Below are 25,338 nucleotides of genomic sequence, written 5' to 3'. Positions count from 1 at the left end.
GGCAGTTCGGGTCCGATGCTAGGGCCCGTGGGGAGCCGCCGTGACCACTGGGGGGTGTGCGGGCGCGGGCCGGGACGCACCGGCGGGTGCCAGCCGGTGCCGCTTGCGCCAGGCGACCGCCGCCGCGACCGCTCCGGACAGGGCGATGAACCCGAACGAAACCAGGAACGCGGGCGATCCGGGGGAGGAGGCGCTGGCTCCGGCGATCACGTACGCGGCGGTGTTGGGGACCGTCCCGAGCGCCGTCGCGAGCAGGAAGGGGAGCCAGCCGCAACGCGAGACGGCCGCGAGGTAATTGGCCGCGGCGAAGGGCACCCCGGGAAAGATCCGGACCGCCAGCACGGAGCGGAAGCCGTGCCGGCTCAGCTGGCCGTCGGCCGCCTCCAGCCAGCGCCCGCGCAGGTACGGACGCAACGCCTCCTGCCCCATGATCCGGCCCAGGCCGAAGGCGAGCCCCGCGCCGACCACGGTGCCGCCGACGGCCGCCACCAGCCCGAACTGGGACCCGAAGACCGCCCCCGCGGCGAGGTTCAGCAGCGGCCGGGGCACGAAGGCGGCCGTGCACGCGCCGTACGCGCCCGCGAACAGCAGCACCCCCGTCCCCACCGGGAGCCCCGGCGGCCAGCCCTGCGACAGCAGCCGCTGCGGCTCGTAGAGCAGTACGCAGGCCCCGGCCGCGACCAGCAGCACGGCGAGCAGCGACAGCCGGGCCACCGGCGCGAGGAGGAGGGACACCCGGGGAGAGTAACCGACCCCCATGACGCGGCGCCGTAATCCAGGCCTCATCCCGGCCCGCCGCGGCATCCCCCCGTGCGGCCCCCGCCCGCGCCCCGCCCGTCGTCGCCACCGTAATTCGTTCGACGCGGCCCCGGCGGTCCGGCAGGATCCGGTGCATGTCCCGGTACGCCTTCCCCGCAGCGCCGTCCGCAGTCGCGGACGCGCCGAAGGCTGCCGTCCTCCTCTCCTCCGCGTCGGAGGCACTCACCGCCTCCGCGGCCTTCGAGGCATTCGCCTCCGCCGCGTTCGACGGCGCACGAAGCTGACCCTTCCCGGATCGTCCGGCGGACCCCGCAGGGGGAGGGTCGGCTGAATCCAGGGGTCCCGACCAGCTTCGAGCCACGGGAAAGAGATCATGGCCAAGACGGCCTTCACCCGCACCAAGCCGCACCTCAACATCGGCACCATGGGCCACGTCGACCACGGCAAGACCACCCTCACCGCCGCCATTACCAAGGTCCTCGCCGAGCGCGGCGGCGCCTCCTTCGTGCCGTTCGACCGCATCGACCGGGCCCCCGAGGAGGCCCGCCGCGGCATCACCATCAACCTCACGCACGTCGAGTACGAGACCGACACCCGGCACTACGCCCACGTCGACATGCCCGGCCACGCCGACTACGTCAAGAACATGGTCACGGGCGCGGCCCAGCTCGACGGGGCGATCCTCGTCGTCTCCGCCCTCGACGGGGTCATGCCCCAGACCGCCGAGCACGTCCTGCTCGCCCGCCAGGTCGGCGTGGACCACATCGTGGTGGCCCTCAACAAGGCCGACGCCGGTGACCCCGAGCTCACCGACCTGGTCGAGCTGGAGGTCCGCGACCTGCTCTCCGCTCACGGCTACGGCGGGGACACCGCGCCGGTCGTACGGGTCTCCGGGCTCCGCGCGCTGGAGGGCGACCCGCAATGGACCGGGGCGATCGAGGCGCTGCTGGACGCGGTCGACACGTACGTGCCGATGCCGGTGCGGTACACGGACGCGCCGTTCCTGCTGCCGGTCGAGAACGTCCTGACCATCACCGGCCGGGGCACCGTCGTGACCGGCGCCGTCGAGCGCGGCACCGTCCGGCCCGGCGACCGGGTCACCGTCCTCGGGGGCGACGGCGAGCCCGTCGAGACCGTGGTCACCGGGCTGGAGACCTTCGGCAAGCCGATGGAGTCCGCCGAGGCGGGGGACAACGTCGCGCTGCTGCTGCGCGGGGTGCCCCGCGACGGGGTGCGCCGCGGGCACGTGGTCGCGGCGCCCGGGAGCGTGGTGCCGAGCCGGCGCTTCACCGCGCGGGTGTACGTGCTCTCCGCCCGCGAGGGCGGGCGTACGACACCCGTCGCGACGGGCTACCGGCCGCAGTTCTACGTCCGCACCGCCGACGTGGTCGGCGACGTGGACCTGGGCGCGGCCGCCGTGGCCCGTCCCGGGGAGACGGTCGCGATGACCGTCGAGCTGGGCCGGGACGTGCCCCTGGAGGCGGGGCTCGGCTTCGCCATCCGCGAGGGCGGCCGCACGGTCGGTGCGGGGACGGTCACGGCCGTGCTCGGCTGATCCCGGGCCCCCGCCGTGGTGGCGGCGGTCCGGCTGCGTCAGACTGCCGTCACCACCGGCGTGCGGGAACGAGGGAACAAGGGGGCCGAGATGGGCGGCGGAACGGCACTGGTGCTCGGCGGCGGGGGTCTGACCGGCGTCGGCTGGGAGTCCGGGATCCTGTACGGGCTCGCCCGGGCGGGCGTGGACCTCACCACCGCGGACCTGGTCGTCGGCACCTCGGCCGGGTCCGTGGTGGGCGCCCAGCTCACCGCGGGCCTCACCGCCCGGGAACTGTACGAGCGCCAGCTCGGCCACCCCGGCGGGGAACGCCCGGCCCGGCTGGGCGCCGGGGTCCTCGCCCGCTACGCCCTCGCGATGGCGCGCTCCCGGGACTCCGCCGCCTACCGGCGCCGGGTCGGCGCCTTCGCGCTGGCCGCCGACACCGGCGCGGAGGCGGAGCGGCGCGAGGTGCTGGCGGCCCGGCTCGCCTCGCACGAGTGGCCCGAGCGCCGGCTCGTCGTCACCGCCGTCGACGCGCTCAGCGGGGCCCCGGCCGACTTCGACCGGGAGAGCGGGGCCGGGCTCGTCGACGCCGTCGCCGCGAGCTGCGCAGTACCGGGTGTGTGGCCGCCGGTGACCGTCGGAGGGCGCCGCTTCATCGACGGCGGGGTCCGCTCGGCGACCAACGCCGACCTCGCGGCCGGGTACGCGCGGGTGGTGATCCTCGCCCCGATCTCGCTCGGCTCCTCCCTGGTCCCCTCGCCCGCCTCCCAGGCGGCCCGGCTGCGGGCGGCCGGCGCCCGGGTGCTGCTCATCACCCCGTCCCCGCAGGCCCGCAAGGCCTTCGGGCGCAACGTCCTGGACCCCGCGCGGCGGGACCCGGCCGCCCGCGCCGGGCTCGCGCAGGCCGCCGCGCACACCGCCGACGCGGCGGCCGTCTGGTCGGCCTGACAATGGTGGGGTGAGCGACGAACAGGTCCCGGTGATCCGGGAAGTGGGCCAGGGCACCGCCAAGCTGATGCCGGACGTGGACCGGGAGCGGGCCTGGCTGCTCACCGTCGACGGGGCGCCCCAGTCCTACGTCGACCTCGACGAGCCCGAGCACCTGGAGTTCGAGTACGTACGCCGCCTCGCGCACGTGCTGGACTGCGCGGCGGAGCCGGGGGCCGCGCTGGACCTCCTGCACCTGGGCGGCGGCGCGCTCACCCTCCCGCGCTACGCCGCGGCCACCCGCCCCGGGTCCCGGCAGGGCGTCGTCGAGTTCGACACGGCCCTGGTGGAGCTGGTGGAGCGGCACCTGCCGCTGGCCGCCGGGGCACGGGTGACGGTGCACGCCGCCGACGCGCGGGCCTGGCTGGAGGCCGCCCCGGAGGCGAGCGCCGACGTCCTGGTGGCCGACGTGTTCGGGGGCTCACGGGTGCCGGCCCAGCTGACCTCGGTGGAGTACGCGAGGCGGGCGGCGCGGGTGCTGAAGCCCGGCGGGCTGTACGCGGCGAACCTGGCCGACGGGGCACCGTTCGGCTTCCTGAAGGCGCAGCTGGCCAACTTCGCCGCCGCCTTCGCGGAGCTGGCGCTGATCGCCGAGCCCGGGGTGCTGCGGGGGCGGCGCTTCGGCAACGCGGTGCTGCTGGCCTCGGACGCCCCGCTGCCGCTGGCCGCGCTGGCCCGGCGGTGCGCCGCCGACGCCTTCCCCGCCCGGGTGGAGTCGGGCGAGGGGCTGGCCCGGTTCATGCGCGGGGCGCGTCCGGTGGCCGACGCGGACGCGGTGTCCTCGCCGGCTCCCCCGGCGGGGGCCTTCAGCCTCGGGTGAGCCCGGCGGGCGCGGCGGCCTCCGCCTGGGCGGGGGCGGGGACCTTCGCGGCCGGGGGCCTGCGGGTGGTCCGGCGGACGTCCGGGACGAGCAGGACCAGGGCGGTGGCGGCGACCACCAGCCCCGCGCAGCCCCACAGCGCCGGGGCGCGGCCGAAGGCGGCCTCGGCTGGGCCGGCCAGCGCGGTGGCGACGGGGAGCATGGAGACGGAGCCGAACCAGTCGTAGGCGGAGACCCGGGAGAACTTCTCCTCGGGTATCTCCTGGTGCATCGTGGTCATCCAGTTGACGCCGAACACCTCGATGGCGGCGCCGCTGACGAACATCACCGCGCACAGCCCCCACACCGGCAGCGGCACCGCCAGCGCCGCCGAGGGCAGCGCGAGCGGGAACACGCACAGGGTGCCGACCAGCAGCAGGCGGCGCGGCTTCCACACCATCATCAGGACGGCTCCCGCGATGGTGCCGGCACCGAAGAAGGCCAGGGCCACGCCCCAGGGCGCGGGCCCGCCCAGATGGTCGCGGGCGACGAGGGGCCCGTACACCGCCTCCGCGGCCCCGACGACGGCGACGACGACGGAGAACTGGAGCACGATGCTCCACAGCCAGGGCCGCGTCCGGAACTCCACCCAGCCCTCGCGCAGGTCGGCCAGCAGGCCGCCGCCGGGGGCCCGCTCGGAGACCTGGCCGACGTCGAGGAAGGCGCGCAGGGCGCCCGCGACCGCGAAGGCCGCCGCGTCGACGGCCAGCACCCAGCCGGGGCCGATCGCGGCGATCAGCGCGCCGCCGAGGGCCGCTCCGCCGATGCCGGCGCCGTTCATCGCCATGCGGAAGAGCGCGAAGGCCCGGTTGGAGTGCTCGCCGGAGACGCTGGACAGGAGCATGCCCTCGGCGGCCGGGTTGAAGAAGGCCGTACCCGTGCCGCACAGGGCGGTGAGCAGCATCATCTGCCACAGCCGGGGGTCACCGGCGAGGACGAGCACGGCGAAGGCGGCCTGCGAGACACAGTTGAGGGCGTTGGCCGCGACCATCACGTGGTGGCGCGGCAGCCGGTCGGCGAGGGCTCCGCCGACGAGGAGGAAGAGGACGAGGGGCAGCGTACGGGCGGCGGCGACGAGGCCGACGTCCGCGCCGCTCCCGCCGGCTTCGAGCACCGCGAAGGAGGCGGCGATGAGCGCCCCGTGGCTGCCGAGGTTGGTGACGACCGCGGCGCCCGTCAGGAGGCTGTAGTTGCGTCCGGCCCAGGCGGGCCGGCGGCGGGGGGTGCGGAGTGCGGGGCGCGGGTTCACCCCGGGACTATCCCCCGTCCCGGGCCGGGAATCCAAACGAAATAACGGTGGACGGATCATCGGCCCGGGGATCGTGCGGGGGCGGCGGCTGCGGGGGATCAGCCCTCGCTGAGCCGGACCGAGCTCAGGATCTTCTCGTAGGTCGCCTGGTCGACCTCGCCGGGGACCCCGGCGGCGCTGTAGAGGACCCAGCTGGCGAAGTCACCCTTGGCGTTCTTGAAGCTGAAGGCGATGCTCTTGCCGTCCGAGGAGCACTTGTTCTCCTTGGGGACGTTGCTCACGGTCGCCGTCGCCACGTGCCCCTTGAGGCCGGAGGAGGTGGTGTACTCCTTGGTCTCGGAGATCTTGACGTTCTCCTTCGGCAGCTTCTGCGAGTACCCGGCGAACACCCAGGTGCCGGCCTCGTTGCGGGCGGCGTCGGAAGTGTCCTTGGCGCCCTGGCCGCCCTTGGTGCCGGTACCGGCCAGGGAGGTGGTCTCCTCGCGTCCGTCCTTGTTGGAGTCCACCTTGCACCAGTCCTCCTTGAGGTAGGCGGGCGCGGAGAACGTGACGAGCGGGGAGCCGTCGTTCTTGGAGTCGTCCTCGAAGCCGGCGATCACACCGGCGCCCAGCACGTTCCACTCCGGCGGGACGTCGAAGGCGGTCCCGTGCTTCGGGTTGATGACCACCTTCCAGCCCGGGATGACCGGCTTGATGTCGCCGCCGGCACGCGGGTTGGGGCCGCTCGGGGCGGGGGGCGCGACCGGGGCGACGGGCGCGGAGGAGGAGGCCGGCGGCTTGTCGTCGGCCAGGTTCGTGCCCTTGTCCTCCCGGGTCAGTACGAACGCCGCGGTGGCGGCCGCCGTCACCACGACCGCGGAGGCCGCGACGATGGCCACGGTGCGGGTGGTGAAGGGGCTGCCACCCGAGGGGCGCGGCGGCTGCTGCGGAGGGGTGTTGCCCCACGGCTGGACCGGGGGAGGGGTCTGGTAGCCCGCCTGGGGGTATCCGTAGCCGGGCTGCTGCTCACCGAATCCCGGCTGCGGCTGCTGCTGGTACGGGTTCGGCTGTCCCGGCTGCTGCTGGTACGGGTTCTGGTGTGCGCCCTGGGGGTTCTGCTCTCCCCCGGGCTGCTGCTGTCCTGGCCACATGGCCGGTAACCATAGTGGGAGCCGCCGACAGGGGCCACGTCCGCCCCCCGTCCGGCTATGGCCAACCGCATCTACTCGTGGGTAACATCGGCTGCCATGAGCGCTGAACAGATGAACGTGGGCGAGCTGCTCGCCCAGACGGTCCCGATGGCCCGCACCCTGAACCTCGAGTTCCTGGAGACCACTCCCGAGCGCGCCGTCGTCCGGCTGCCGGACCAGCCCGACTTCCACAACCACGTCGGCGGCCCGCACGCCGGAGCCATGTTCACCCTCGCCGAGTCCGCGAGCGGCGCCATCGTCCTGGCCGCCTTCGGCGAGCAGCTCTCGCGCGCCGTGCCGCTGGCCGTCAAGGCCGAGATCGGCTACAAGAAGCTCGCCAAGGGCGTGGTCACGGCCACCGCCACCCTCGGCCGTCCGGCCGCCGACGTCGTCGCCGAACTCGACGCGGGCGGCCGCCCCGAGTTCCCCGTCACCATCGCCATCCAGCGCGAGGACGAGGCCGTCACCGGCGAGATGACCGTCGTCTGGACCCTGCGCCCGAACGCGTAACGTCACCCGGCCGCCCCTCCCGGGGCGGAAATCCGGCGGCGCGCGAGCGCGTCACGCGGCGAACGGGGCGCGGGAGCGGCACAGTGGGGGCGGGAGCGGTCCGGCGCGGGCCGCTCCCGCCGTGCGTCCGGAGCCGGGGCGGGAGGCGGCAGGGAGAGCACGGGGAGCGGGAGGCCGTACCGGGGTGCGGGAACGAGCTGCCCGGACCGCGATGGCATGAGGTGTCCGCCGGCCGTACGTCCGGAGAACTCCCGCCATGGACGAAGGCCGCCCCGCCGAGCGGATAGGCTGCCCGTTCGGCGTGTCTCGGGGGCCCGCCGGTGACGACGAGGGAGGACGTACCGGTGCACATCCAGGAATGGCTGGAGGAAATTCCGGCGATCAGTGTCTATCTCCTGGTGGGGCTGGTCATCGGGCTGGAGAGCCTGGGCATCCCGCTCCCGGGCGAGATCATCCTCGTCAGCTCGGCGCTGCTGGCCTCGCAGCACGGGGAGATCGACCCGGTGGTCCTCGGCCTGTGCGCGATCGCGGGCGCGATCATCGGGGACTCCATCGGGTACGCGATCGGCCGCCGCGGCGGCAAGCCGCTGCTGGAGAAGCTCGGCAGGCGGTTCCCCAAGCACTTCGGGCCCGATCAGGTGGCCATGGCCGAGCGCTCCTTCGACCGCTGGGGCATGTGGGCCGTCTTCTTCGGGCGCTTCGTCGCCCTGCTGCGGATCTTCGCCGGGCCGCTGGCGGGCGTCCTGCAGATGCCGTACTGGCGCTTCCTCGTCGCCAACGTCCTGGGCGGCATCCTCTGGGCCGGCGGCACCACCGCCGTCATCTACTCGGTCGGCGTCGTCGCCGAGCCGTGGCTCAAGCGCTTCTCCTGGCTGGCGCTGGTCCTGGCCGTGCTGATCGGCCTCACCGTCACCCTGGTCCTGCGCGGCGGGATGAAGAAGGCGGCGCACGAGGCGCGCGAGGCGGCGCCGGAGCCCGCCACCGCCCCGGTGGGCGCCTCGGACTGAACCCGAGGCCCCCGGCCGGGCGGGGGGTCAGGCGCCGGGGGTCACCGAGGCGCGGTGCTGCTCCGCCAGCCGCGTGTACATCGCGGAGTTCACCCTGATCCCCTCGCGCTCCTCCTCGGTCAGCTCCCGCCGCACCTTGGCCGGGACGCCCGCGACCAGCGAACCGGGCGGGACGACCATGCCCTGCGGAACCAGCGCCTGTGCGGCCACCAGCGAACCCGCGCCGATCAGGGCGCCGTTGAGCACGGTCGCGCCCATCCCGATCAGGCAGTCGTCCTCCACCGTGCAGCCGTACACGACCGCGTTGTGCCCGATGGAGACGCGCTCGCCGATGGACACCGGGAACCCGGGGTCCACGTGGATCGTGCAGTTGTCCTGCACATTACTGTCGGCGCCCAGCGTGATCGGCCCGCAGTCGCCGCGGAGCACCGCCGAGTACCAGACGCTCGCACCGGCGGCCAGCGTGACGTCGCCGACGACGACGGAGGTCGGAGCGGTGAAGGCCGTCGGGTCCACCGACGGCTTCCGGTCGCCGACGCCCGCGATGAGAGCCCCCGTGTGCGCCGGGGCCGCCTGGTTCGGCTGATCGTTCATGGTCACTTCCCTCTGCTTCCGGATGCCGCGCCAACTGCACCGTAGGGCACGGGACGCCGTGGCCCCGCGATGGGGTGAAGATCACAGGAGCCGGGCCCGGACGTCCGGCGCGGGGCGCACTACCGTGGCCGGGTGCCGAAGAACCAGAACACGTTCTCATCCCTGGCGGCCCTGCGCCGCCGGATCGCCAGCCGTGCCGTGCACGCCGGCTGGCGCTGGATGCAGCAGGCCGGGGCGGTCACCGCACAGCACCCGGGCCGGCTGCGCTTCGGGGCGATCGGCGAGGGAACCCGGCTCGCCTTCCCCCAGGGCACCGTCTTCGGAGAGCACTGGATCCGGCTCGGCGCCCACTGCATCATCGCCGAGCAGGTCACCCTGACGGCCGGGATGATGCCGGACCTCGACCTCGGCGCGGACCCGGTGCTCGTGCTGGGCAACGGTGTCGTCCTCGGCCGGGGCAGCCACGTCATCGCCGACGCCCGGATCGCCATCGGCGACGACACCTTCTGCGGGCCCGGGGTGTACATCACCTCCACCAACCACAGCTACGACGACCCGCACGAGCCCGTCGGACGGCAGTGGCCCCGCAGCGCCCCCGTGGAGATAGGGCCCGGCTGCTGGCTGGGCACGGGGGCGGTGATCCTGCCCGGCGCGAAGCTGGGCCGGAACGTCGTGGTGGCCGCGGGGGCCGTCGTACGGGGCGAGGTGCCCGACCACGCCGTGGTGGCGGGTGCCCCGGCCAGGGTCGTGCGGCGGTGGGAGCCGGAGACGGGCTGGCAGCCGCCGCTGCGCACCCCGGCGCCGGTGCCGATACCCGACGGGATGACGCCCGAGCAGCTGCGCGGGCTGGCGCTGCTGGCGGAGGCCGAGCAGTCCCCGTAGGCGGTGCCCGGCACGCGCGGGCACGGGCGACCCGGCCGGAGGTGGCGGGCGCGGCCCGGGAAGGACGCAGCACCCGGCGGGCGGGGTGACCGCTGCACCGGGTGCTGTGCGCCTCAGCGCGGGAGGATCATCCCCAGTCGGAGTCCGGCGGCTGGATCAGCGAGTCGGCAGACGAGACGGTGGCGTCGTTCTGCTGTTCCGCTTCTCCCATGGCTGCGATTCCCCAATTGGTGCCGGCCGGCGCGTCGGCCGCGACACCACTGAGTCCGATGACCGCGAGGATCGCGAGCAGCGCGGCGGAGACGGTTGACCGGATGTTGATCGATATCAAGGCGTTCCTCCCTTGGCCGGCCCGGCCCCCGCGGACGATGCGGGCAGCGGGACCATATCTGCGCCACGGGCCCTGTGGCACGCGATCAAGGCTCTACCGGGTGGGGGGCGCAATCAACCTTCGGGATACTGCGTCCACCCGCAGTTCAGCAAGAGGAAGAGGGATTTGATGACGGATCAGGAAATATCCACCGCCGCCCCGGACACCTCCCGTCTGACCGAGGCGGAGCTGCGGACCTACCGCAGGGCGTTGCGGGGGGAGACGCTGCCCGATGACGAGCCCGGCCTCGCCCCGCTCCTCGCGCGCGAGGTCCTCTTAGCGAACACCCACCAACCCGGCACGTACGTCCCCGCTCCCTCCCGCTACCTGGAGACCCAGCTCACCGCGGCCGTCCTCAGGGCCCTCAGCGGCGCCACCGAGGCCCTGGCCGGCATCCCCGCCCACGTACGGGAGCTCGAGGCCGAGCAGCAGCGGTACCACCACAGCCCCAGCCCCGTCGGCACGCTCCTGCTGCGCACCGTCCCGGAGGTGAACGCGGAGACCATCCGCACCATCCAGGCCGCCGAGTACGAGATCCTCACCGCGCAGCCCGGCCACCGGAAGCCGAAGGTCCTCAAGGGCGCGCTGCCGCGGGACCTGCAGGCCGCCCAGCGCGGGGTGACCGTACGGACGATCTACCGCACCAGCGGGCGGACCAACCCGACGCAGCGGGAATGGGTCGCCACCATGACGCGCGCCGGCGCGCAGGTGCGCACCCTGGGGGAGGACTTCCTGCGGTTGATCATCGTGGACCGGGCGCACGCCTTCTTCGAGGTCTACGGCGAGGACGGCACCGTCCAGCAGGAAGCGGCCTGGTACACCCAGGACCGAGGAGTGTGCGCCTTGCTGGCCGCGCACTTCCGGCAGCAGTGGGACCGGGCCGACCCGTGGGTGCCCGGCGAAGGGGCGGGCGCACCGGGGACGGACGACGACACCAAGACCTCGAAGCTCCAGCGGACCATCCTGCGGGGCATCGTGGCCGGCCGCAGCCACCGGCAGATCGGCGAGAACCTGGGTCTCAGCGAGCGCACCGTGACGGCCCACGTCTCGAAGATGCGCGAAGCGCTGGGCCTGGAGACGGTGCCGCAGCTGACGTTCTGGTGGGCGACGTCGCCGGAGCGGCTGCTGCCGTGAGGGGTCCGGGACCCGGCCGGGCCGGCGGCCGTCCGTCCCCGGCCGGGGCGGTGTTCCGGGGCGCGACGTCAGCCCGCGGCGAGCAGGACCGTACCCGCGAGGGCCAGTCCCGCGCCGGCGGCCTGGACGCTGCGCAGCCGTTCCTTGAGCACGACGAAGGCGGCGAACGCGGTCACCACCGGGTACAGCGAGGAGATCACGGCGGCCACGGTGACCGGGCCGGTCTGGGCGGCCAGGGAGTAGGTGCCGTTGGCCGCGACGTCCGCGAGGCCGACGAAGGCCAGCGCCGGCGCCATGCTCCACAGCACGCGCGGGCCGGTGCCCTCCGGCAGGGCCGGGACGCCGCGCCGGATCTGCGCGCACAGGGCGGCGCCGGCGACGGCGACGTTGGTGACGCGCTGGACGAACAGGGCGAGGAACAGCCCGGTCACGGTGGTGGAGGCCTCCGAGATCAGGGCCATGACGGCGCCGAAGCCGAAGGCGGCGACGAGCGTCAGCACCACCGCCCGCCGCTGGACGGGGGCGCCGCGCAGCTCGGGCCCGCCCGCCAGGACGATGCCGAGGACGGCCACCGCGATCCCCGCGAACTGGCCGGGGCCGGGCCGCTCGCCCAGGGCCAGCCCCACCCCGACCGGTACGACGACCCCGACGGAGCCGAGCGGGGAGACCACGCCCATCGGGCCGAGGGCCAGGGCCTTGTAGAAGGCGAGCATCGCCGCCGGTCCGACCAGACCCGCGGCCACCGCGAACCACAGCTGCGGCCCCGCCGCGCTCCAGGCGCCGGTGCCGAGGACGAGCGCGCCGAGCACGACGACCGCGGCGAGCTGCGAGACCACCAGCACGGTCAGCGCCGGTATCCGGCGCGTCAGCAGCCCTCCGCCGAAGTCGGCGAGTCCCCACAGCACGGCTGTGGCCAGGGCGAAGAGGGCAGTCATGGGCGGGGACCTCGCAGTACAGTGCGGTGGACGGTGGAGTGCAGCATCGAATACACCGCAGGTTAGTTCAGTCTATTGGACTGTGTCATCCAAAATATTGGACGGAATGGTGTCTGACCTCGAAGAGCTCACCCAGGCGCTCGCCCGGAACCTCAAGCGGTGGCGCGGCGAACGGGGCTTCACCCTGGACGCGCTGGCCGCCCGCGCGGGAGTCAGCCGCGGCATGATCATCCAGATCGAGCAGGCCCGTACGAACCCCAGCGTCGGCACCACGGTCAAACTGGCCGACGCCCTCGGGGTCAGTATCACCACCCTCCTGGACCACGACCGCGGGCCCCGGGCCCGCGTCGTGCCGCCGGGGGAAGGGGTGCGCATGTGGTCGAGCGCGGAGGGCAGCGAGGCGCGCATGCTGCTCGGCGACGACCGCCGCGGGCCGGTGGAGATGTGGACCTACCGCCTGGAGCCCGGAGACGGCACGGCCTCCGACCCCCACCCGGCCGGAACCTTCGAGATGCTGCACGTCACGGCCGGGGAGCTGACCCTGGACCTCGGCGAGGACCGGTACGTGGTCCCGGCGGGCGGCGCCGTCTCCTTCGAGGCGGACCTCCCGCACGCCTACCGCAACGAGGGCACCGCCCCGATGGTGATGACCATGGCGGTCTCGATCCCGCCCGTCCCCGGCACCGGTGCCCGCCGCGCCCAGTGAGTCAGAGGGCGGGGATCTCGATGGCCGGACAGCGGTCCATGACCATGTCCAGCCCGGCCTCACGCGTACGTGCGAAGGCGGCCTCGTCGACCACGTTCAGCTGGAACCAGACGGCCTCGGCGCCGGCGGCGACCGCGTCGTCGGCGACCCGGCCGGCCAGCGCGCTGTTCACGAAGACGTCCACCACGTCGACCTTGAACGGGATCGCCTCCAGCGACGGGTACCCCTGCTCGCCGTGCACCGTCTCCGCCTTCGGATGCACCGGCACCACCCGCTTCCCGAACCGCCGCAGCACCTTCGCCACCCCGTAGGCGGCCCGGTCCTCGTTGTTCGACAGGCCCACCACGGCCCAGGTGTCACCGAGCTCGGTGAGGATCTTCCGGATGGTCGCCTGGTCGCCGTACACGCGCGCCGCCTCCTGCTGGGGTCGTTCCACCGGACCGTTCGGCAGGATCAACGGCGGGGACACCTGTCCGATTCCCCGTAGGGTGGAGCGGTGAAGGCAGACCAGTACGTGACGGTGGCCCGTGAGGGGACGCACGAGGCGGAGATCAACCGCTCGCGGTTCCTGTGCTCGATCGCGCCCGCCGCGACCGAGCGGGAGGCGCAGGACTTCATCGCGCGCGTCCGCAAGGAGCACCCCGCCGCCACGCACAACTGCTACGCCTACGTCATCGGCGCCGACGCCTCCGTCCAGAAGGCCAGCGACGACGGGGAGCCCGGCGGCACCGCCGGCGTGCCCATGCTGCAGATGCTGACCCGGCGCGACATCCGGTACGCGGTCGCCGTGGTCACCCGGTACTACGGCGGTGTGAAGCTCGGGGCCGGCGGGCTCATCCGGGCCTACGGCGGGGTCGTCGGCGAGGCGCTCGACGTCCTCGGCACCGTCACCCGCCACCGGTACCGGCTGGCCACCGTCACCGTCGACCACCAGCGGGCCGGCAAGACCCAGAACGACCTGCGGTCCACCGGCCGCGTCGTGCTGGACGTGCGCTACGGCGAGGCCGTTTCCATCGAGATCGGCCTCCCGGAGGCGGACGTCGAGGCCTTCCGGGCCTGGCTCGCCGACGCCACCGCCGGGACCGCCGGCTTCGAACTCGGCGGTGAGGCCTACGGCGACGGCTGACCCCGGCGGGCCGCGCACGGCCGCAGCGGCCCGCCGGAGGAACCGACGGGCCGCTGCGGGAGCGGGGTTCAGTGGCCGGAGGGCGCCACCCGGGGGCGGCCGAAGCCGTCGATCGCGCCCCAACACCCTTTCCCCGAAAGGGCGGTGGAGCGGTGACCTGTCAACCCTCTTACAGGCACGGCCGAAACGTCCTCTCCCCGCGACGGACCGGCCGCCCCGGGCGCCCCACCGGAACCCCTCCGCGACCGGCTGCTTCGGGCCGCGCGTGAAGCCCGTCGGGAGACGCCAAAGTGGGTGAGGGTGCTCCGCTTCGGCGGCCGATCGGCCCCCTCTCGGCGGAGGGTGCGTTCCGCTCAGGTCGTACTCAGCGGGGTGAACCCTCCGCCGCGCGGGGGAGGCGCTCCGCCGTGGTGGGCGATGCGTGCCCGCCATGGCCACGGCCAGCATGGAGGCCATGACGACAGCACCCGCTCCGCTCACCGCCGCCCCCGCGCCCGTCTGGGCCCGCCGCGCCGCCCACGCCATCGCCCTGTGCGCCGTCCCCTCCGGTCTGTGGCGCATCGCCATGGCATCCGGCGTCTACGTCGGCTACAGCGACCAGGTCCTGCGCGATGTCTTCGGCATCCCGGGCTGGGGCATCGCGTACGTCGTCGGACTTTCCGTCATCGCGGAGCTGGCCGCCCTGTTCCCGCTGCTCCTCGTCAGCGACCGGTGGCGGCCACTGCGCCCCCGGACCCTCGCCGCGCTGGCCTGGACCGCCTCGGCCGTCCTGGTCCTGGTGGCACTGTGGCAGCTCGTCGTCGCCTTCACCGTCGAGAGCCAGACGTACATGTCAAGCGGTACGGCACGGACCGTCTGGGCCCTCACCTTCGCCCCGCTGTGCGCAATCCCGGTCCTGATGACGGCCGTGACCTGGTCTTACGCCAAGCGGCACCGGGCGGGGGCCCAGGGCCGGCCGTGATCCGCCGGACGGCCCCCAGCGGCGGCGTGCCGCCGCCGGAGGTCTCCCGGTGGCGAGGACATGCCACGAGCCGGATCGCCGCTGACCTCCACGGTCACTCGACCCCGGACGCCGGTGGCAGACTGAGGTCTGTCATGGATCGGGCGCCGACGGGCCCGGGGACGGTGGGCGCGGACCACGGCGACCGTGCTGGTCCGGTGCTGGGTTCGGAGACGGAGGAGCGGTAAACGTGCAGGTCGGAGCGGTATCTTGAAGTTTCTGCACACCTCCGACTGGCACCTCGGCCGGTCCTTCCACCGCGTGAACATGCTCGGAGCCCAGGCCGCCTTCGTCGACCACCTCGTCGAAGCCGTCAGGGAGCACCGGGTCGACGCCGTCCTCGTCGCCGGGGACGTCTACGACCGGGCCGTGCCCCCGCTGCCCGCCGTCGAGCTCTACGACCGGGCCCTGCACCGGCTCGCCGACCTCGGCGTCCCGACGGTGATGATCTCCGGGAACCACGACTCCGCCCGCCGCCTCGGTGTCGGCGCCGGGCTCATCGGCCGGGCCGGGATCCACCTCAAGACGGACCCCGCCGGCTGCGCCGACCCCGTGGTGCTGGCCGACGTACACGGTGACGTGGCCTTCTACGGGCTGCCCTACCTGGAACCGGCACTGGTCAAGGACACCTTCGCCGCCGAGAGGGTCAGCCACGAGGCGGTGCTGGGCGCGGCCATGGACCGGATCCGGGCAGACCTGGCCGGCCGCGCCCCCGGCACCCGCTCCGTGGTCCTCGCCCACGCCTTCGTCACCGGCGGGCAGGCCAGCGACAGCGAGCGCGACATCGCCGTCGGCGGGGTCGAGGCCGTACCCGCCTCCGTCTTCGACGGGGTCGACTACGCGGCCCTCGGCCACCTCCACGGCTGCCAGACGATCAACGAACGGGTCCGCTACTCCGGTTCCCCCCTCGCCTACTCCTTCTCCGAGGCCGCCCACCGCAAGACCATGTGGCTCGTCGACCTCGGCCCGGGCGGGGAGATCACCGCCGAGCGCGTCGACACCCCCGTCCCCCGCCCGCTCGCCCGGCTGCGGGGACGGCTCGAGGACCTCCTCGACGACCCCGCGCACACCCCGTACGAGGACTCCTGGATCGAGGCCACCCTCACGGACCCCACCCGGCCCGAGGACCCCATGGCCCGGCTCGCCGCCCGCTTCCCGCACACCCTCAGCCTCGCCTTCGACCCCGAGGGCCGTCAGGAGGAGGGCACCGCCTCCTACGCCCAGCGCCTCAAGGGCCGCAGCGACCAGGAGATCGCCGAGGACTTCGTCGCCCACGTACGCGGCGGCAACGCCGACGAGGCCGAGCGGGCCGTGCTGCGCGACGCCTTCGAGGACGTACGCGCCGAGGACGGCCGTCAGGAGGCCGGCCGATGAGGCTCCACCGGCTCGGGATCACCGCCTTCGGCCCCTTCGCCGAACCCCAGAGCATCGACTTCGACGCCCTCTCCGGCGCCGGCATCTTCCTGCTGCACGGCCCCACCGGCGCCGGCAAGACCTCCGTCCTCGACGCCGTCTGCTACGCCCTCTACGGATCCGTCCCCGGCTCCCGCCAGGCCCCCGGCACCACCCTGCGCAGCGACCACGCGGCCCCCGGCACGCCCACCGAGGTCACCCTCGAACTCACCGTCGGCGGACGCCGGCTGGAGATCACCCGGCGTCCCGAACAGGACCGCCCCAAGAAACGCGGCACCGGCACCACCAGGGACAAGGCCCAGTCCTGGCTCCGCGAGCACACCGGGGACGGCTGGACCGCCCTGAGCCGCTCCCACCAGGAGATCGGCGAGGAGATCGAGCAGCTCCTCGGCATGAGCCGCGAACAGTTCTGCCAGGTGGTCCTGCTGCCGCAGGGGGAGTTCGCCCAGTTCCTGCGGGCCGGGGCCGAAGCCCGCGGCCGGCTCCTCGGACGGCTCTTCGACACCCGCCGCTTCGCCGCCGTCGAGACCCTGCTCGCCGAACGCCGCCGCGCCGCCGAGGCCAGGGTGCGGGCCGGCGACGAGAAGGTGCTCGCCGCCGCCCAGCGGCTCGCGCAGGCCGCCGGCGACAGCGCCGACCTGCGCGCCTGGCCGCTGCCCCGCCACCAGCCCGGCGACCCCGGCCTCGCCGAGGCCGTCCGGGCCTGGGCGGCCGTCGCCCGGTGCTCCGCCCGCGAGCGGCTCACCGTCGCCGAGTACGCCCTCGCCGCCGTCGAGGGACGGCACGCCGCCGCCCGGCGCGACGCCGAGGAGGCGCGGGAACTCGACCGCCTCCAGCGCCGCCACGCCGAAACCGCCCGCCGGGCGGCCCTGCTGGCGCAGGCGGCACCGGAGCGCGAGCGGGTACGGGCCCTGCTCGACCGGGCCCGCCGGGGCGCCCTCGTGGCCCCCGCCCTGGAACTGCGCGGAGCCGCGGCCGCCGCCCACCTCACCGCCGCGCACGCGGAAACCCTCGCCCGGGCCGAACTCCCCCCGGGCCTCGCCGAAGCCGGCACCGAACAGCTCGCCGCCGTCGAGCAGCGCCTGCGCGAGGACCTCGGCGCGGCCGGCGCCGCTCAGCGGGCCGAACAGCGCAGCGCCGAGATCGGCCGGGAGCGCGCCACGCTGGAGCGGGAGTCCCGGGACGCCGACGAGCGGTACCAGGAGTCCGCCGAGTGGCTCGCCCGCTGGGAGGCCACCCGGGCCGCCCTCCAGGAGCGCGTCGACTCCGCGCAGCAGGCCCTCACCCTCGCCGAGCAGCTCGCGGGCCGGCTGGAGCCCGCCCGTATGCAGCTGACCGCCGCCCGGCGCCGCGACGCCCTCGCCGCCGACGCCGAAGCCGCCGCGGGCGAACTGCTGCGGGCGCGCGAGGAGTCGTCCGCCGCCCGGGAGACCTGGCTGGAGCTGAAGGAGGCCCGGCTGCGGGGCATCGCCGCCGAACTCGCCGGGGCCCTGAGCCCCGGGGAGCCCTGCACGGTGTGCGGGTCCGCCGAGCATCCCGCGCCCGCCCGCCCCGCGCCCGGACACGTGGACCGCGCCGCCGAGGACGCCGCCCACGCCCGCTCCGAGCAGGCCGAGGAGCGCAGGGCCGGCGTCGAGCGCCGGCTCGCCGCCGTCCGGGAGGCGCAGGCCGAGGCGGCCTCCGCCGCCGGGGACGCCACCACCGCCGAACTCCTCGACCTCACCGCCGACCTGAGCGCCCGTCATGCCGCCGCCCACGCGGACGCGGCCGCACTGCACACCGCCCGCGAGCGGCTCGCCCGCGCCGAGCGGGAGCACGCCGCGCGCAGCGCCGAACGGCTCGAAGCCGAACGCCGTGCCGCCGCCCGGGCCTCCCGGCGCGAGGCCCTCGACGAGGAGCAGGCCTCCCTCGAAGCCGAACTGGTCCTCGTCCGGGCCGACTCGCCCAGCGTCGCCGCCCGTGCCCGCACCCTCGAGGACCGGATCCGGATGGTGACCACGGCCGCCGCCGCGCTGCGCCGTGCCGAGGCCACCGCCGCCCGGCTGAAGGAGGCCGACGACCAGCTCGCCGACGCCGCTTTCAAGGCCGGGTTCGACACCACCGAGCAGGCGGCCGACGCCGTGCTCCCGGAGTACGAACGCACCGCGCTCCAGCACCGCCTGGACGCCTGGCAGGCCGAGGAGGCGATGCTGGCCGACCGGCGGGCCGAGCGGGACACCGCCGCGGCGGCCGCCCTGCCCCCCGCCGATCCGGCCGCCGCCGCGGCCGCCGAGGAGCGGGCCGCGGCCCGGCTGCGCGGCGCCGGCTCGGCCGTCGACGCGGCCCGGGTGCGCTGCGCCGAGCTGGACCGGCTCTCGCGCCAGGCGGAGCAGGAGCTGCGCGCCCTGGGCCCGCTGCGCGAGGCGTACGAGCGGGTGGCCCGCCTGGCCGGGCTCACCGCGGGCACCTCCGCGGACAACGAGCGCAAGATGCGCCTGGAGGCGTACGTCCTGGCCGCGCGGCTGGAGCAGGTCGCCGCCGCCGCGACCGTACGACTCCTGCGCATGTCCGGCGGCCGCTACACCCTCGTGCACTCCGACGCGCGGGCGAGCGGACGCGGGCGTTCCGGCCTTGGGCTGCACGTCCTGGACGCCTGGACCGGCAGCGAGCGCGACACCGCCACCCTCTCGGGCGGCGAGACCTTCTTCGCCTCCCTCGCCCTGGCCCTGGGACTGGCCGACGTGGTCACCGACGAGGCGGGCGGCATGCGTCTGGACACCCTCTTCATCGACGAGGGCTTCGGCAGCCTCGACGACCAGTCCCTGGACGAGGTGCTCGACGTACTGGACTCGCTGCGCGAGCGGGACCGCAGCGTCGGCATCGTCAGCCACGTCGGCGACCTGCGCACCCGGGTCCAGGCCCAGCTGGAGATCGTCAAACAGCGCGGCGGCTCCGTGGTGCGCCACCGCACGGCGGGCGTCACGGACTGAGCGGCCGCCGGGCGAGCGGGGAGGAGTACACGATGCTGGTGGTCACCGGGCCGAGCCCGGCGATCCGGCCCGTGACCTCCTCCAGGTGGCCCATCGAACGGGCCGCCACCTTGAGGACGAAGCAGTCGTCCCCGGTCACGTGGTGCGCCTCCAGGATCTCGGAGGTCGCCTCCAGGAAGTCGTGGAACGGCTTGTAGTTGCCGTGGGGATAGCGCAGCCGCACCAGCGCCAGGATGGTCTTGCCCAGCTTCTCGTGGTCGACCACGGCCGTGTAGCCGATGATGATCCCGGCCTCCTCCAGCCGGCGGATCCGCTCGGTGACGGCGCTCGCGGACATCGACACGGCGCGGGCGAGCTCCGTGAAACTGGCGCGGCCGTCCCGCTGGAGGGCCGCGAGGATCCGCCAGTCGGTGGCGTCGGGGGAATAACCGGTCATGGCGCAGGTCTAGCAGGGGAATCCCCGGAGGAACAGGGGAAAGGCCGGGGAAAACCACTTCACGCCTTGATCAACGGTTCGTAGATTTTGAGCCATGACGACGACGCAGCCCCAGACCGGCGCCCCCGCCCCCGCGAACCCCGTGCTCCGGGTCCCCCCGGCCGGCCCGGCCGCCGCCGCCGCGTACTTCGCGGCGAGCCTGGCCTTCCACGCGGACGTCTCGGACGTCGCCGCCGCCTTCAAGGCCCACCGTGAGCAGGGCGCCGACCTCGGCTTCCAGCTGATCGACTCCCGCTCCACCCCCTCCTGGGACCAGGCCCACGTGCCCGGCGCGATCCACCTGCCCACCGCGCTGATTCCCGAGCAGGCGGAGAAGCTGCTCGACAAGGACGTCCCCGTGGTCACCTACTGCTGGGGCCCGGGCTGCAACGGCGGCACCCGCTCCGCCCTCGCCCTGGCCGAACTCGGCTTCCGGGTCAAGGAGATGCTCGGCGGCATCGAGTACTGGATCCGTGAGGGCTTCGAGGTCGAGACCTGGCAGGGCTCGCAGCAGCGCGTCGAGGCCGACCCGCTGACGGCTCCCACCGACTCGGACGACTGCGGCTGCTGAGCCGCCCCGACGGCGACGGGCCGCCCACCCCCTGGAGGGAGCGGGCGGCCCGTCGCCGTGCGCGAACCGGAGCCTCAGAGCCGCGACAGCTCGTCCACCAGGTCGTCCAGGCCCAGCGAACCCTGCGACAGCGCCGCCATGTGCCACTTCTTCAGGTCGAAGGAGTCGCCGTGCGCGGCCCGGGCGTTGTCCCGGCCCAGCAGCCAGGCGCGCTCACCCAGCTTGTAGCCGATGGCCTGCCCGGGCATCGACAGGTAGCGGGTCAGCTCGCTCTCGACGAAGTCCGCCGGGCGGCCGCTGTGCAGGCCGAAGAACTCCTGCGCCAGGCCCACCGTCCAGCGCTCGCCCGGGTGGAACGGCGAATCCGCCGGGATCTCCAGCCCGAGGTGCATGCCGATGTCCACGATCACCCGCGCGGCACGCATCATCTGGCAGTCCAGGTAACCCAGGCGCTGCTCGGCGTCCTTGAGGTAGCCCAGCTCGTCCATCAGCCGCTCCGCGTACAGCGCCCACCCCTCGGCGTTGGCGCTGACGAGCCCGACGCTCGCCTGGTAGCGGGAGAGCTGGTCCGCGACGTGCGTCCACTGCGCGAGCTGGAGGTGGTGCCCCGGAACGCCCTCGTGGTACCAGGTGGAGACCAGGTCGTACACGGGGAAGCGGGTCTGGCCCATGGTCGGCAGCCAGGTGCGGCCGGGACGGGAGAAGTCCTCGGAGGGATTGGTGTAGTAGGGGGCCGCGGCGCCGCCCGGCGGGGCGATCATCGACTCGACCCGCTTGACCCGCTCGGCGAGTTCGAAGTGGGTGCCGTCGAGGTTCTCGATGGCCTCGTCCATCAGGCCCTGGAGCCAGTCGCGGACCTCCTCGACCCCCTCGATGTGGGTGCCGTGCTCGTCCAGGTGCCGCAGGGCGTCCCACGGGTCGACGCAGCCCGGAAGGATCTTGGCGGCCTCGGTCTTCATCTCGGCGAGCAGCCGGTGGTACTCGGCCCAGCCGTAGGCGTACGCCTCGTCCAGGTCCAGGTCAGTGCCGTTGAAGTAGCGCGACCAGCGGGCGTAGCGCTCGCGGCCCACCGGGTCCGGGGCGTCCGCGACGGCCGGTACGTACACGTCGCGCATCCAGTCGCGCAGTTCGGCCACGGCGGCCGTCGCACCGGCCGCCGCCCCGTCCAGCTCCGCGCGCAGGGACTCGGGGCCGGCGGCGGCGAACTCCCCGAAGAAGTCCCGGGAGCCGTCGCCATCCTGGCCGGCCCAGGTGGTGAGCTGCTCCACGAAGGTGGCGGCGGGGCGCGGGCTGCCGTACAGCCCGCGTTCCAGGCCGAGCGCGAGGCTCTCGCGGTAGCCGGCGAAGCAGGCCGGTACGGCCCGCAGCCGCTCGGCGATCGCGGCCCAGTCCTCCTCGGTGTCGGCCGGGGTGAGGGTGAAGACCTCACGGACGGCGTGCGCGGGGGAATGGATGTTGCTCACGGCGCGCAGGTCCTCGTCGGCCTCGGACACCGCGAGTTCGGCGCTCAGCCGCTCCCGCAGCAGCCGCGCGCAGCGACGCTCCGCGTCGGTGCCGGCGCCGGGCAGCCGCTCGGCGGCGTCCAGCCGGGCGAGGGTGGCGCGCAGCAGTTCGGCGACCGCGGCGCGGCCTGCGGGGGAGTAGTCCGGCAGCTTGCCCGAGCTGGCGGCAACGCCGAGGTAGGTGCCCTGGATCGGGTCGAGGGTGATGAGGTCGTCGACGTAGGCGTCGGCGACCTGGCGGGGCAGACGCGCTGCGCTGTCGGTGTGGAGGGTCTCTGGCATGCGGACATCTTCGTATGCGCGGGGCCCCCGCGTCATCACCATAGCCGCCCAGCCTCCTGACGGACGGCTGGGCGGCCGGGCGGCCGGGGACCTACGGCCGCCGGTCAGGGCCCGGGGCCTTGCCGCGTTCGGTACGGGGCCGCTCGCGCGGGACTTCGTACGGCAGGCGGGAGACGACCGGGGTCGCGTCCAGCCGGGCGGTGATCACCAGGGTGCCCTCCTCGATCTGGTAGTCGAGGGGCAGTCCGAGGCCGCGCATCGCCGCGACCATCCCCGTGTTTGCGGCCTGGGTGACGGCGTACACGCTGTCGCACCCGGCCTCGACGGCCATCGCGACGAGGCGGCGCAGCAGCTGCGAACCGATGCCCCGGCGCTGCCAGTCGTCCTCGATGAGCAGGGCCACCTCGGTCTCGTCGCCGTCCCACAGCAGGTGGCCGAGGGCGACGAGCCTGCCGGAGGCGGCGGTCGCGGCGAGGGTGCGGCCGAAGCGGGGGCTCAGCAGGTGCCCGAGGTAGCGGTCGGCGTCGGCGACGGGACCGTGGTAGCGCAGGCCGAGGGTGCGCTCGCTGCACCGCTCGTGCATGGCGCGCGCGGCCTCCAGGTCGGAGCCGTCCGCGCGGCGCACGGTGATCTCGTTGCCCTCGGGCAGGGTCAGCACGTCCTGGCTCCGGGGGATCCGGGGCCCGAGGCGGGCGTCGAGCTCGACGAGGGCGCGGGCACGGGCGAACTCGGTCGGGGTGAAGGGCAGATGGGGCCGCTCCACGGTGATGGCGCCGCCCGAGGGGTCGCGCAGCCGCATCACCGTGGACTCCAGGACGCCTTCGACGGGGGCGTCGGCGCCGGCGTTGGGGCGGCCCGAGAGGGTGGTGGCGGGGATCGACTGGATGGTGCAGCGGCCGAGCAGCTGGCGCAGTGCGAGGGGGAGTTCGGCGGCGTCCAGGGCGGTGCGGGTGGCCAGGCCCAGGACCCGGGTGGGGGCGTCCACCAGGTCGTGGGCGTCGGCGCGCTCGATCCAGGTGCTGCGGCCACCGGCCTGGGAGACGGCCCGGCTCAGGCCGGCGGAGGGCACCTCGCGGGGGGAGCGCAGCAGGAATTCGTCGACCGTGCCGCCTTCGGGGAGGGGGTGCGTCTGCAGGGACAGGATGTCGACGCCTTCGCGGGCGAGGGCGGTGCACAGCGCGGCCAGGCTGCCGGGCTCGTCGCGCACCGTGGTCCGCATCCGCCACAGTGCCGGGGAGGCGGATGCCGCCGGCACGGGGGCGGGCGCACCGGGTGCGGCCTTGTGCTCCGGGGGCGGCGCATGACTGTGCCGGCGCGCCCACCAGGTGTGGAAGGCCGCCGTGACCAGGAGGGCGACGGCCGAGGCGATGAGCAGGACCGGGCCGTCGGGGCCGTGCACGACGAGGTTCGCGATGCCGTCGGCGACCGCGACGGCGCAGAAGAGGGCGGCGAGTTCGACGAGGTCCCGGCGCCAGTGGTGGCGGTGGGGGCGCTGGGCGTGGAAGGCGGGGTTACGGTCAGTCATGCGACCACTGTGACCCAGGGGTGTTGCGTGATCACGAACGGTCTGTGACCGACTGGTTAAGCGTCACTCTGGCCGGTTTCGCCGGGTTTTCCAGCGGATTTCGGACGGCGGGCCGGCCCGCCGCCCGTCACGGCTGCCCCACGCGGCCCGGCTGGAGGGACTTCGTGAAGAGCACGCCGCCTCCTTCGCGCCGCAACCGGACGGTGAGATCCCCGCTGCCGCCGTTGATCTCGACCTCGCCGTAGTACGGCGGGTTCTCGGCCGGGGACATGTTGGCGACCGGCGCCGACTGGACGAACTCCGTCCGCGGCCCGAAGGTGGCGTCGAGCCGGCCGGCCGGGAAGCCGCCCGCGCCGACCGGCCCGGACACGAACTCCCAGAACGGCGCGAAGTCGGAGAAGGCCGCGCGCTCGGGTGCGTAGTGGTGGGCGGCGGTGTAGTGGACGTCGGCGGTGAGCCAGAGGGTGCCCGTGATCTGCTGGTGCTTGATGTGCCGCAGCAGTTCCGCGATCTGGAGCTCGCGCCCCAGCGGCGCCCCCGGATCGCCCTGCGCCACCGCCTCGAAGTTCACCGCCCCGTCCGGGACGACGATGCCCAGCGGCATGTCGGCGGCGATCACCTTCCAGGTCGCGCGGGAGCGCGACAGTTCCCGTTTCAGCCAGGCCAGCTGCTCGGCGCCGAGGATGCCGACCGGGTCGTCGGTCCGGCGGCCGGGCGAGTTGGCGTCGCGGTGGGTGCGCATGTCCAGCACGAACACGTCCAGCAACGGGCCGTGCCGCAGCACCCGGTGCATCCGCCCCTCGGCCCGCCCGCCCCGCAGGTCCGTGACCGGGAAGTACTCGCCGAATGCGCGGCGGGCGCGGGCGGCGAGGGTGTCGACGTCCTTGACGGTGTAGCGCGGGTCGTCGAGGAGCTGCCCCGGGTACCAGTTGTTGCGTACCTCGTGGTCGTCCCACTGGGCGAGGACGGGGACCTGGGCGTAGAAGTCGCGCAGGTTGCCGTCGAGCAGGTTGTAGCGGAAGTTCCCCCGGAAGTCGTCCAGGGTCTGCGCCACCCGGGACTTCTCCTCGGTGGTGACGTTCTGCCAGACGCGGCCGTCGGGCAGCGGCACGGCGGCCTTGATGGGCCCGTCGGCGTAGATGGTGTCCCCGCTGAAGAGGAAGAAGTCGGGGTCCCGCAGGCGCATTTCGCCGAAGACGCGGTACCCGCCCAGTTCCGGGTTGATGCCCCAGCCCTGGCCCGCCAGGTCTCCGGACCACAGGAAGCGCACGTCGTGGCGGCGGGAGACGGGCGCGGTGCGGAAGGCGCCGCGCACCGGCTCGCCGGAGCGGCGCGGGTCGTCGGGGTCGGTGAGCACGACCCGGTAGTGGATCTGCCGGCCGGGCGGCAGGTCGCGGAGGGTGACGGTGCCGGTGTGGTCGGTGGCCGGGCCGAGGTAGGGGCCGTCGTGGCGGCGGACGCCGTAGCGGAACGACTCGCTCGGGGAGGTGTCCACGTACATCCGGGCGGGACGGTCGGAGCGGGTCCAGACGGTGGCCGAGTGCGGGGTGACCTCTCCCGACTGGGTCCCCCAGGGCGCGGCCGGGCGGCCGGCGCGGACGAAGCCGGGGGCGCGGCGGGCGGAGGCCATGGCCGGTGGGGCCGGCGCGGCGGACAGGGCGAGACCGAGCGGGACGGCGAGGGAACCGCCGAGCAGGGTCCGTCGGGTGTGCGGCATCGGTGCCATGGGTGCGTCTCCAGGGCCGGCGGGGGCGGGCCGGACCAGTGTGCCTTC

25 protein-coding genes are annotated in these 25,338 nt (G+C 74.4%); 14 read left to right on the top strand and 11 right to left on the bottom strand.

Translation table 11 applies throughout. From position 1 onward, the window contains the following. Positions 1-18: 18 nt before the first annotated feature. Positions 19-759, bottom strand: coding sequence for a TVP38/TMEM64 family protein (locus tag ACFY7H_RS12800; RefSeq protein WP_388937230.1), 741 nt, complete (start codon positions 757-759; stop codon positions 19-21). A 134-nt stretch (positions 760-893) separates the two neighbouring features. Between ACFY7H_RS12800 and ACFY7H_RS12795 the strand changes: the two genes are divergently transcribed. The 4 genes from ACFY7H_RS12795 to ACFY7H_RS12780 all read left to right on the top strand — a co-directional run bounded on the left by ACFY7H_RS12795 (position 894) and on the right by ACFY7H_RS12780 (position 4,106). Next, positions 894-1,043, top strand: a complete 150-nt coding sequence (locus ACFY7H_RS12795) for a hypothetical protein (protein WP_388937228.1) — start codon at positions 894-896, stop codon at positions 1,041-1,043. 89 nt (positions 1,044-1,132) lie between these two features. Then, positions 1,133-2,314 (top strand): elongation factor Tu, encoded by a 1,182-nt coding sequence (gene tuf / locus ACFY7H_RS12790; RefSeq protein WP_388937225.1) that lies wholly within the window; start codon positions 1,133-1,135, stop codon positions 2,312-2,314. 90 nt (positions 2,315-2,404) lie between these two features. Further along, the gene (locus tag ACFY7H_RS12785; protein WP_388937222.1) at positions 2,405-3,247 is read left to right on the top strand and encodes a patatin-like phospholipase family protein; all 843 of its coding nucleotides are present in this window, start codon (positions 2,405-2,407) and stop codon (positions 3,245-3,247) included. Positions 3,248-3,314: 67 nt separating this feature from the next. Continuing rightward, entirely contained in the window at positions 3,315-4,106 is a 792-nt protein-coding gene (locus ACFY7H_RS12780) for a spermidine synthase (RefSeq protein WP_388937506.1), read from the top strand. Here the strand turns inward: ACFY7H_RS12780 and ACFY7H_RS12775 are convergent. Together ACFY7H_RS12775 and ACFY7H_RS12770 are read right to left on the bottom strand one after the other, a co-directional pair. Next, positions 4,093-5,430, bottom strand: coding sequence for an MFS transporter (locus tag ACFY7H_RS12775; RefSeq protein ID WP_388937505.1), 1,338 nt, complete (start codon positions 5,428-5,430; stop codon positions 4,093-4,095). The genes ACFY7H_RS12780 and ACFY7H_RS12775 overlap by 14 nt on opposite strands. 62 nt (positions 5,431-5,492) lie before the next feature. Continuing rightward, the gene (locus ACFY7H_RS12770) at positions 5,493-6,524 is read right to left on the bottom strand and encodes a hypothetical protein (protein ID WP_388937219.1); all 1,032 of its coding nucleotides are present in this window, start codon (positions 6,522-6,524) and stop codon (positions 5,493-5,495) included. Positions 6,525-6,635: 111 nt separating this feature from the next. On the opposite strand from ACFY7H_RS12770, the gene ACFY7H_RS12765 reads away from it, so the two are divergent. Continuing rightward, positions 6,636-7,073 carry a DUF4442 domain-containing protein gene (locus ACFY7H_RS12765; protein WP_388937504.1) on the top strand — a complete coding sequence of 146 codons (438 nt, stop codon included), beginning with the start codon at positions 6,636-6,638 and terminating at the stop codon, positions 7,071-7,073. A 344-nt stretch (positions 7,074-7,417) separates the two neighbouring features. Continuing rightward, complete coding sequence (locus ACFY7H_RS12760; protein WP_388937503.1) at positions 7,418-8,080, top strand: DedA family protein; 663 nt, start codon at positions 7,418-7,420, stop codon at positions 8,078-8,080. Positions 8,081-8,107: 27 nt separating this feature from the next. Here ACFY7H_RS12760 and ACFY7H_RS12755 read toward each other — a convergent pair whose 3' ends face one another. After that, on the bottom strand, positions 8,108-8,674 hold the full coding sequence (locus ACFY7H_RS12755; protein ID WP_388937216.1) for a gamma carbonic anhydrase family protein: 567 nt from the start codon (positions 8,672-8,674) through the stop codon (positions 8,108-8,110). A 132-nt stretch (positions 8,675-8,806) separates the two neighbouring features. On the opposite strand from ACFY7H_RS12755, the gene ACFY7H_RS12750 reads away from it, so the two are divergent. After that, the gene (locus tag ACFY7H_RS12750) at positions 8,807-9,556 is read left to right on the top strand and encodes an acyltransferase (RefSeq protein ID WP_388937213.1); all 750 of its coding nucleotides are present in this window, start codon (positions 8,807-8,809) and stop codon (positions 9,554-9,556) included. A gap of 127 nt (positions 9,557-9,683) precedes the next feature. Here ACFY7H_RS12750 and ACFY7H_RS12745 read toward each other — a convergent pair whose 3' ends face one another. Next, a complete protein-coding gene (locus ACFY7H_RS12745) occupies positions 9,684-9,887 on the bottom strand; it encodes a hypothetical protein (protein WP_388937211.1) in 204 nt (67 codons plus the stop codon). Between the two features lie 168 nt (positions 9,888-10,055). On the opposite strand from ACFY7H_RS12745, the gene ACFY7H_RS12740 reads away from it, so the two are divergent. After that, a complete protein-coding gene (locus tag ACFY7H_RS12740) occupies positions 10,056-11,060 on the top strand; it encodes a LuxR C-terminal-related transcriptional regulator (protein ID WP_388937209.1) in 1,005 nt (334 codons plus the stop codon). 68 nt (positions 11,061-11,128) lie between these two features. Here the strand turns inward: ACFY7H_RS12740 and ACFY7H_RS12735 are convergent, their stop codons facing one another. Continuing rightward, positions 11,129-11,995 (bottom strand): EamA family transporter, encoded by an 867-nt coding sequence (locus ACFY7H_RS12735; protein ID WP_388937206.1) that lies wholly within the window; start codon positions 11,993-11,995, stop codon positions 11,129-11,131. Positions 11,996-12,104: 109 nt separating this feature from the next. Between ACFY7H_RS12735 and ACFY7H_RS12730 the strand changes: the two genes are divergently transcribed. Then, on the top strand, positions 12,105-12,701 hold the full coding sequence (locus tag ACFY7H_RS12730; protein ID WP_388937501.1) for a helix-turn-helix domain-containing protein: 597 nt from the start codon (positions 12,105-12,107) through the stop codon (positions 12,699-12,701). A gap of 1 nt (position 12,702) precedes the next feature. Here the strand turns inward: ACFY7H_RS12730 and ACFY7H_RS12725 are convergent, their stop codons facing one another. Next, positions 12,703-13,107 (bottom strand): CoA-binding protein, encoded by a 405-nt coding sequence (locus ACFY7H_RS12725; RefSeq protein WP_388937500.1) that lies wholly within the window; start codon positions 13,105-13,107, stop codon positions 12,703-12,705. A 90-nt stretch (positions 13,108-13,197) separates the two neighbouring features. On the opposite strand from ACFY7H_RS12725, the gene ACFY7H_RS12720 reads away from it, so the two are divergent. The 4 genes from ACFY7H_RS12720 (at position 13,198) to ACFY7H_RS12705 (ending at position 19,209) form a co-directional block, all read left to right on the top strand. Further along, positions 13,198-13,827: a YigZ family protein gene (locus ACFY7H_RS12720; RefSeq protein WP_388937204.1), complete on the top strand. Its 630-nt coding sequence runs from the start codon at positions 13,198-13,200 to the stop codon at positions 13,825-13,827. 445 nt (positions 13,828-14,272) lie between these two features. After that, positions 14,273-14,788, top strand: coding sequence for a hypothetical protein (locus tag ACFY7H_RS12715; RefSeq protein ID WP_388937499.1), 516 nt, complete (start codon positions 14,273-14,275; stop codon positions 14,786-14,788). A gap of 249 nt (positions 14,789-15,037) precedes the next feature. Next, on the top strand, positions 15,038-16,201 hold the full coding sequence (locus ACFY7H_RS12710; RefSeq protein ID WP_388937202.1) for an exonuclease SbcCD subunit D: 1,164 nt from the start codon (positions 15,038-15,040) through the stop codon (positions 16,199-16,201). Then, on the top strand, positions 16,198-19,209 hold the full coding sequence (locus ACFY7H_RS12705; protein WP_388937199.1) for an AAA family ATPase: 3,012 nt from the start codon (positions 16,198-16,200) through the stop codon (positions 19,207-19,209). Before ACFY7H_RS12710 ends, ACFY7H_RS12705 begins: the two co-directional genes overlap by 4 nt. Here the strand turns inward: ACFY7H_RS12705 and ACFY7H_RS12700 are convergent. Next, positions 19,199-19,645 (bottom strand): Lrp/AsnC family transcriptional regulator, encoded by a 447-nt coding sequence (locus ACFY7H_RS12700; RefSeq protein ID WP_388937197.1) that lies wholly within the window; start codon positions 19,643-19,645, stop codon positions 19,199-19,201. The two genes, ACFY7H_RS12705 and ACFY7H_RS12700, sit on opposite strands and share 11 nt — an antisense overlap. Positions 19,646-19,739: 94 nt before the next feature. Between ACFY7H_RS12700 and ACFY7H_RS12695 the strand changes: the two genes are divergently transcribed. After that, positions 19,740-20,255: a rhodanese-like domain-containing protein gene (locus ACFY7H_RS12695; protein ID WP_388937195.1), complete on the top strand. Its 516-nt coding sequence runs from the start codon at positions 19,740-19,742 to the stop codon at positions 20,253-20,255. A 74-nt stretch (positions 20,256-20,329) separates the two neighbouring features. Here the strand turns inward: ACFY7H_RS12695 and ACFY7H_RS12690 are convergent, their stop codons facing one another. The 3 genes from ACFY7H_RS12690 to ACFY7H_RS12680 form a co-directional block, all read right to left on the bottom strand. After that, positions 20,330-22,039 (bottom strand): DUF885 domain-containing protein, encoded by a 1,710-nt coding sequence (locus ACFY7H_RS12690; protein WP_388937192.1) that lies wholly within the window; start codon positions 22,037-22,039, stop codon positions 20,330-20,332. 91 nt (positions 22,040-22,130) lie between these two features. Continuing rightward, positions 22,131-23,564, bottom strand: coding sequence for a GNAT family N-acetyltransferase (locus ACFY7H_RS12685; protein ID WP_388937189.1), 1,434 nt, complete (start codon positions 23,562-23,564; stop codon positions 22,131-22,133). Positions 23,565-23,691: 127 nt separating this feature from the next. Then, positions 23,692-25,290: an alkaline phosphatase D family protein gene (locus ACFY7H_RS12680; protein WP_388937186.1), complete on the bottom strand. Its 1,599-nt coding sequence runs from the start codon at positions 25,288-25,290 to the stop codon at positions 23,692-23,694. Between the last annotated feature and the right edge of the window lie 48 nt (positions 25,291-25,338).

It is taken from the genome of Streptomyces sp. NPDC012794 (genome assembly GCF_042901085.1).
Lineage (GTDB): Bacteria > Actinomycetota > Actinomycetes > Streptomycetales > Streptomycetaceae > Streptomyces.
The sequence above is the reverse complement of the archived record's forward strand: the minus strand, read 5'-3'. Positions and strand labels throughout refer to the sequence as shown.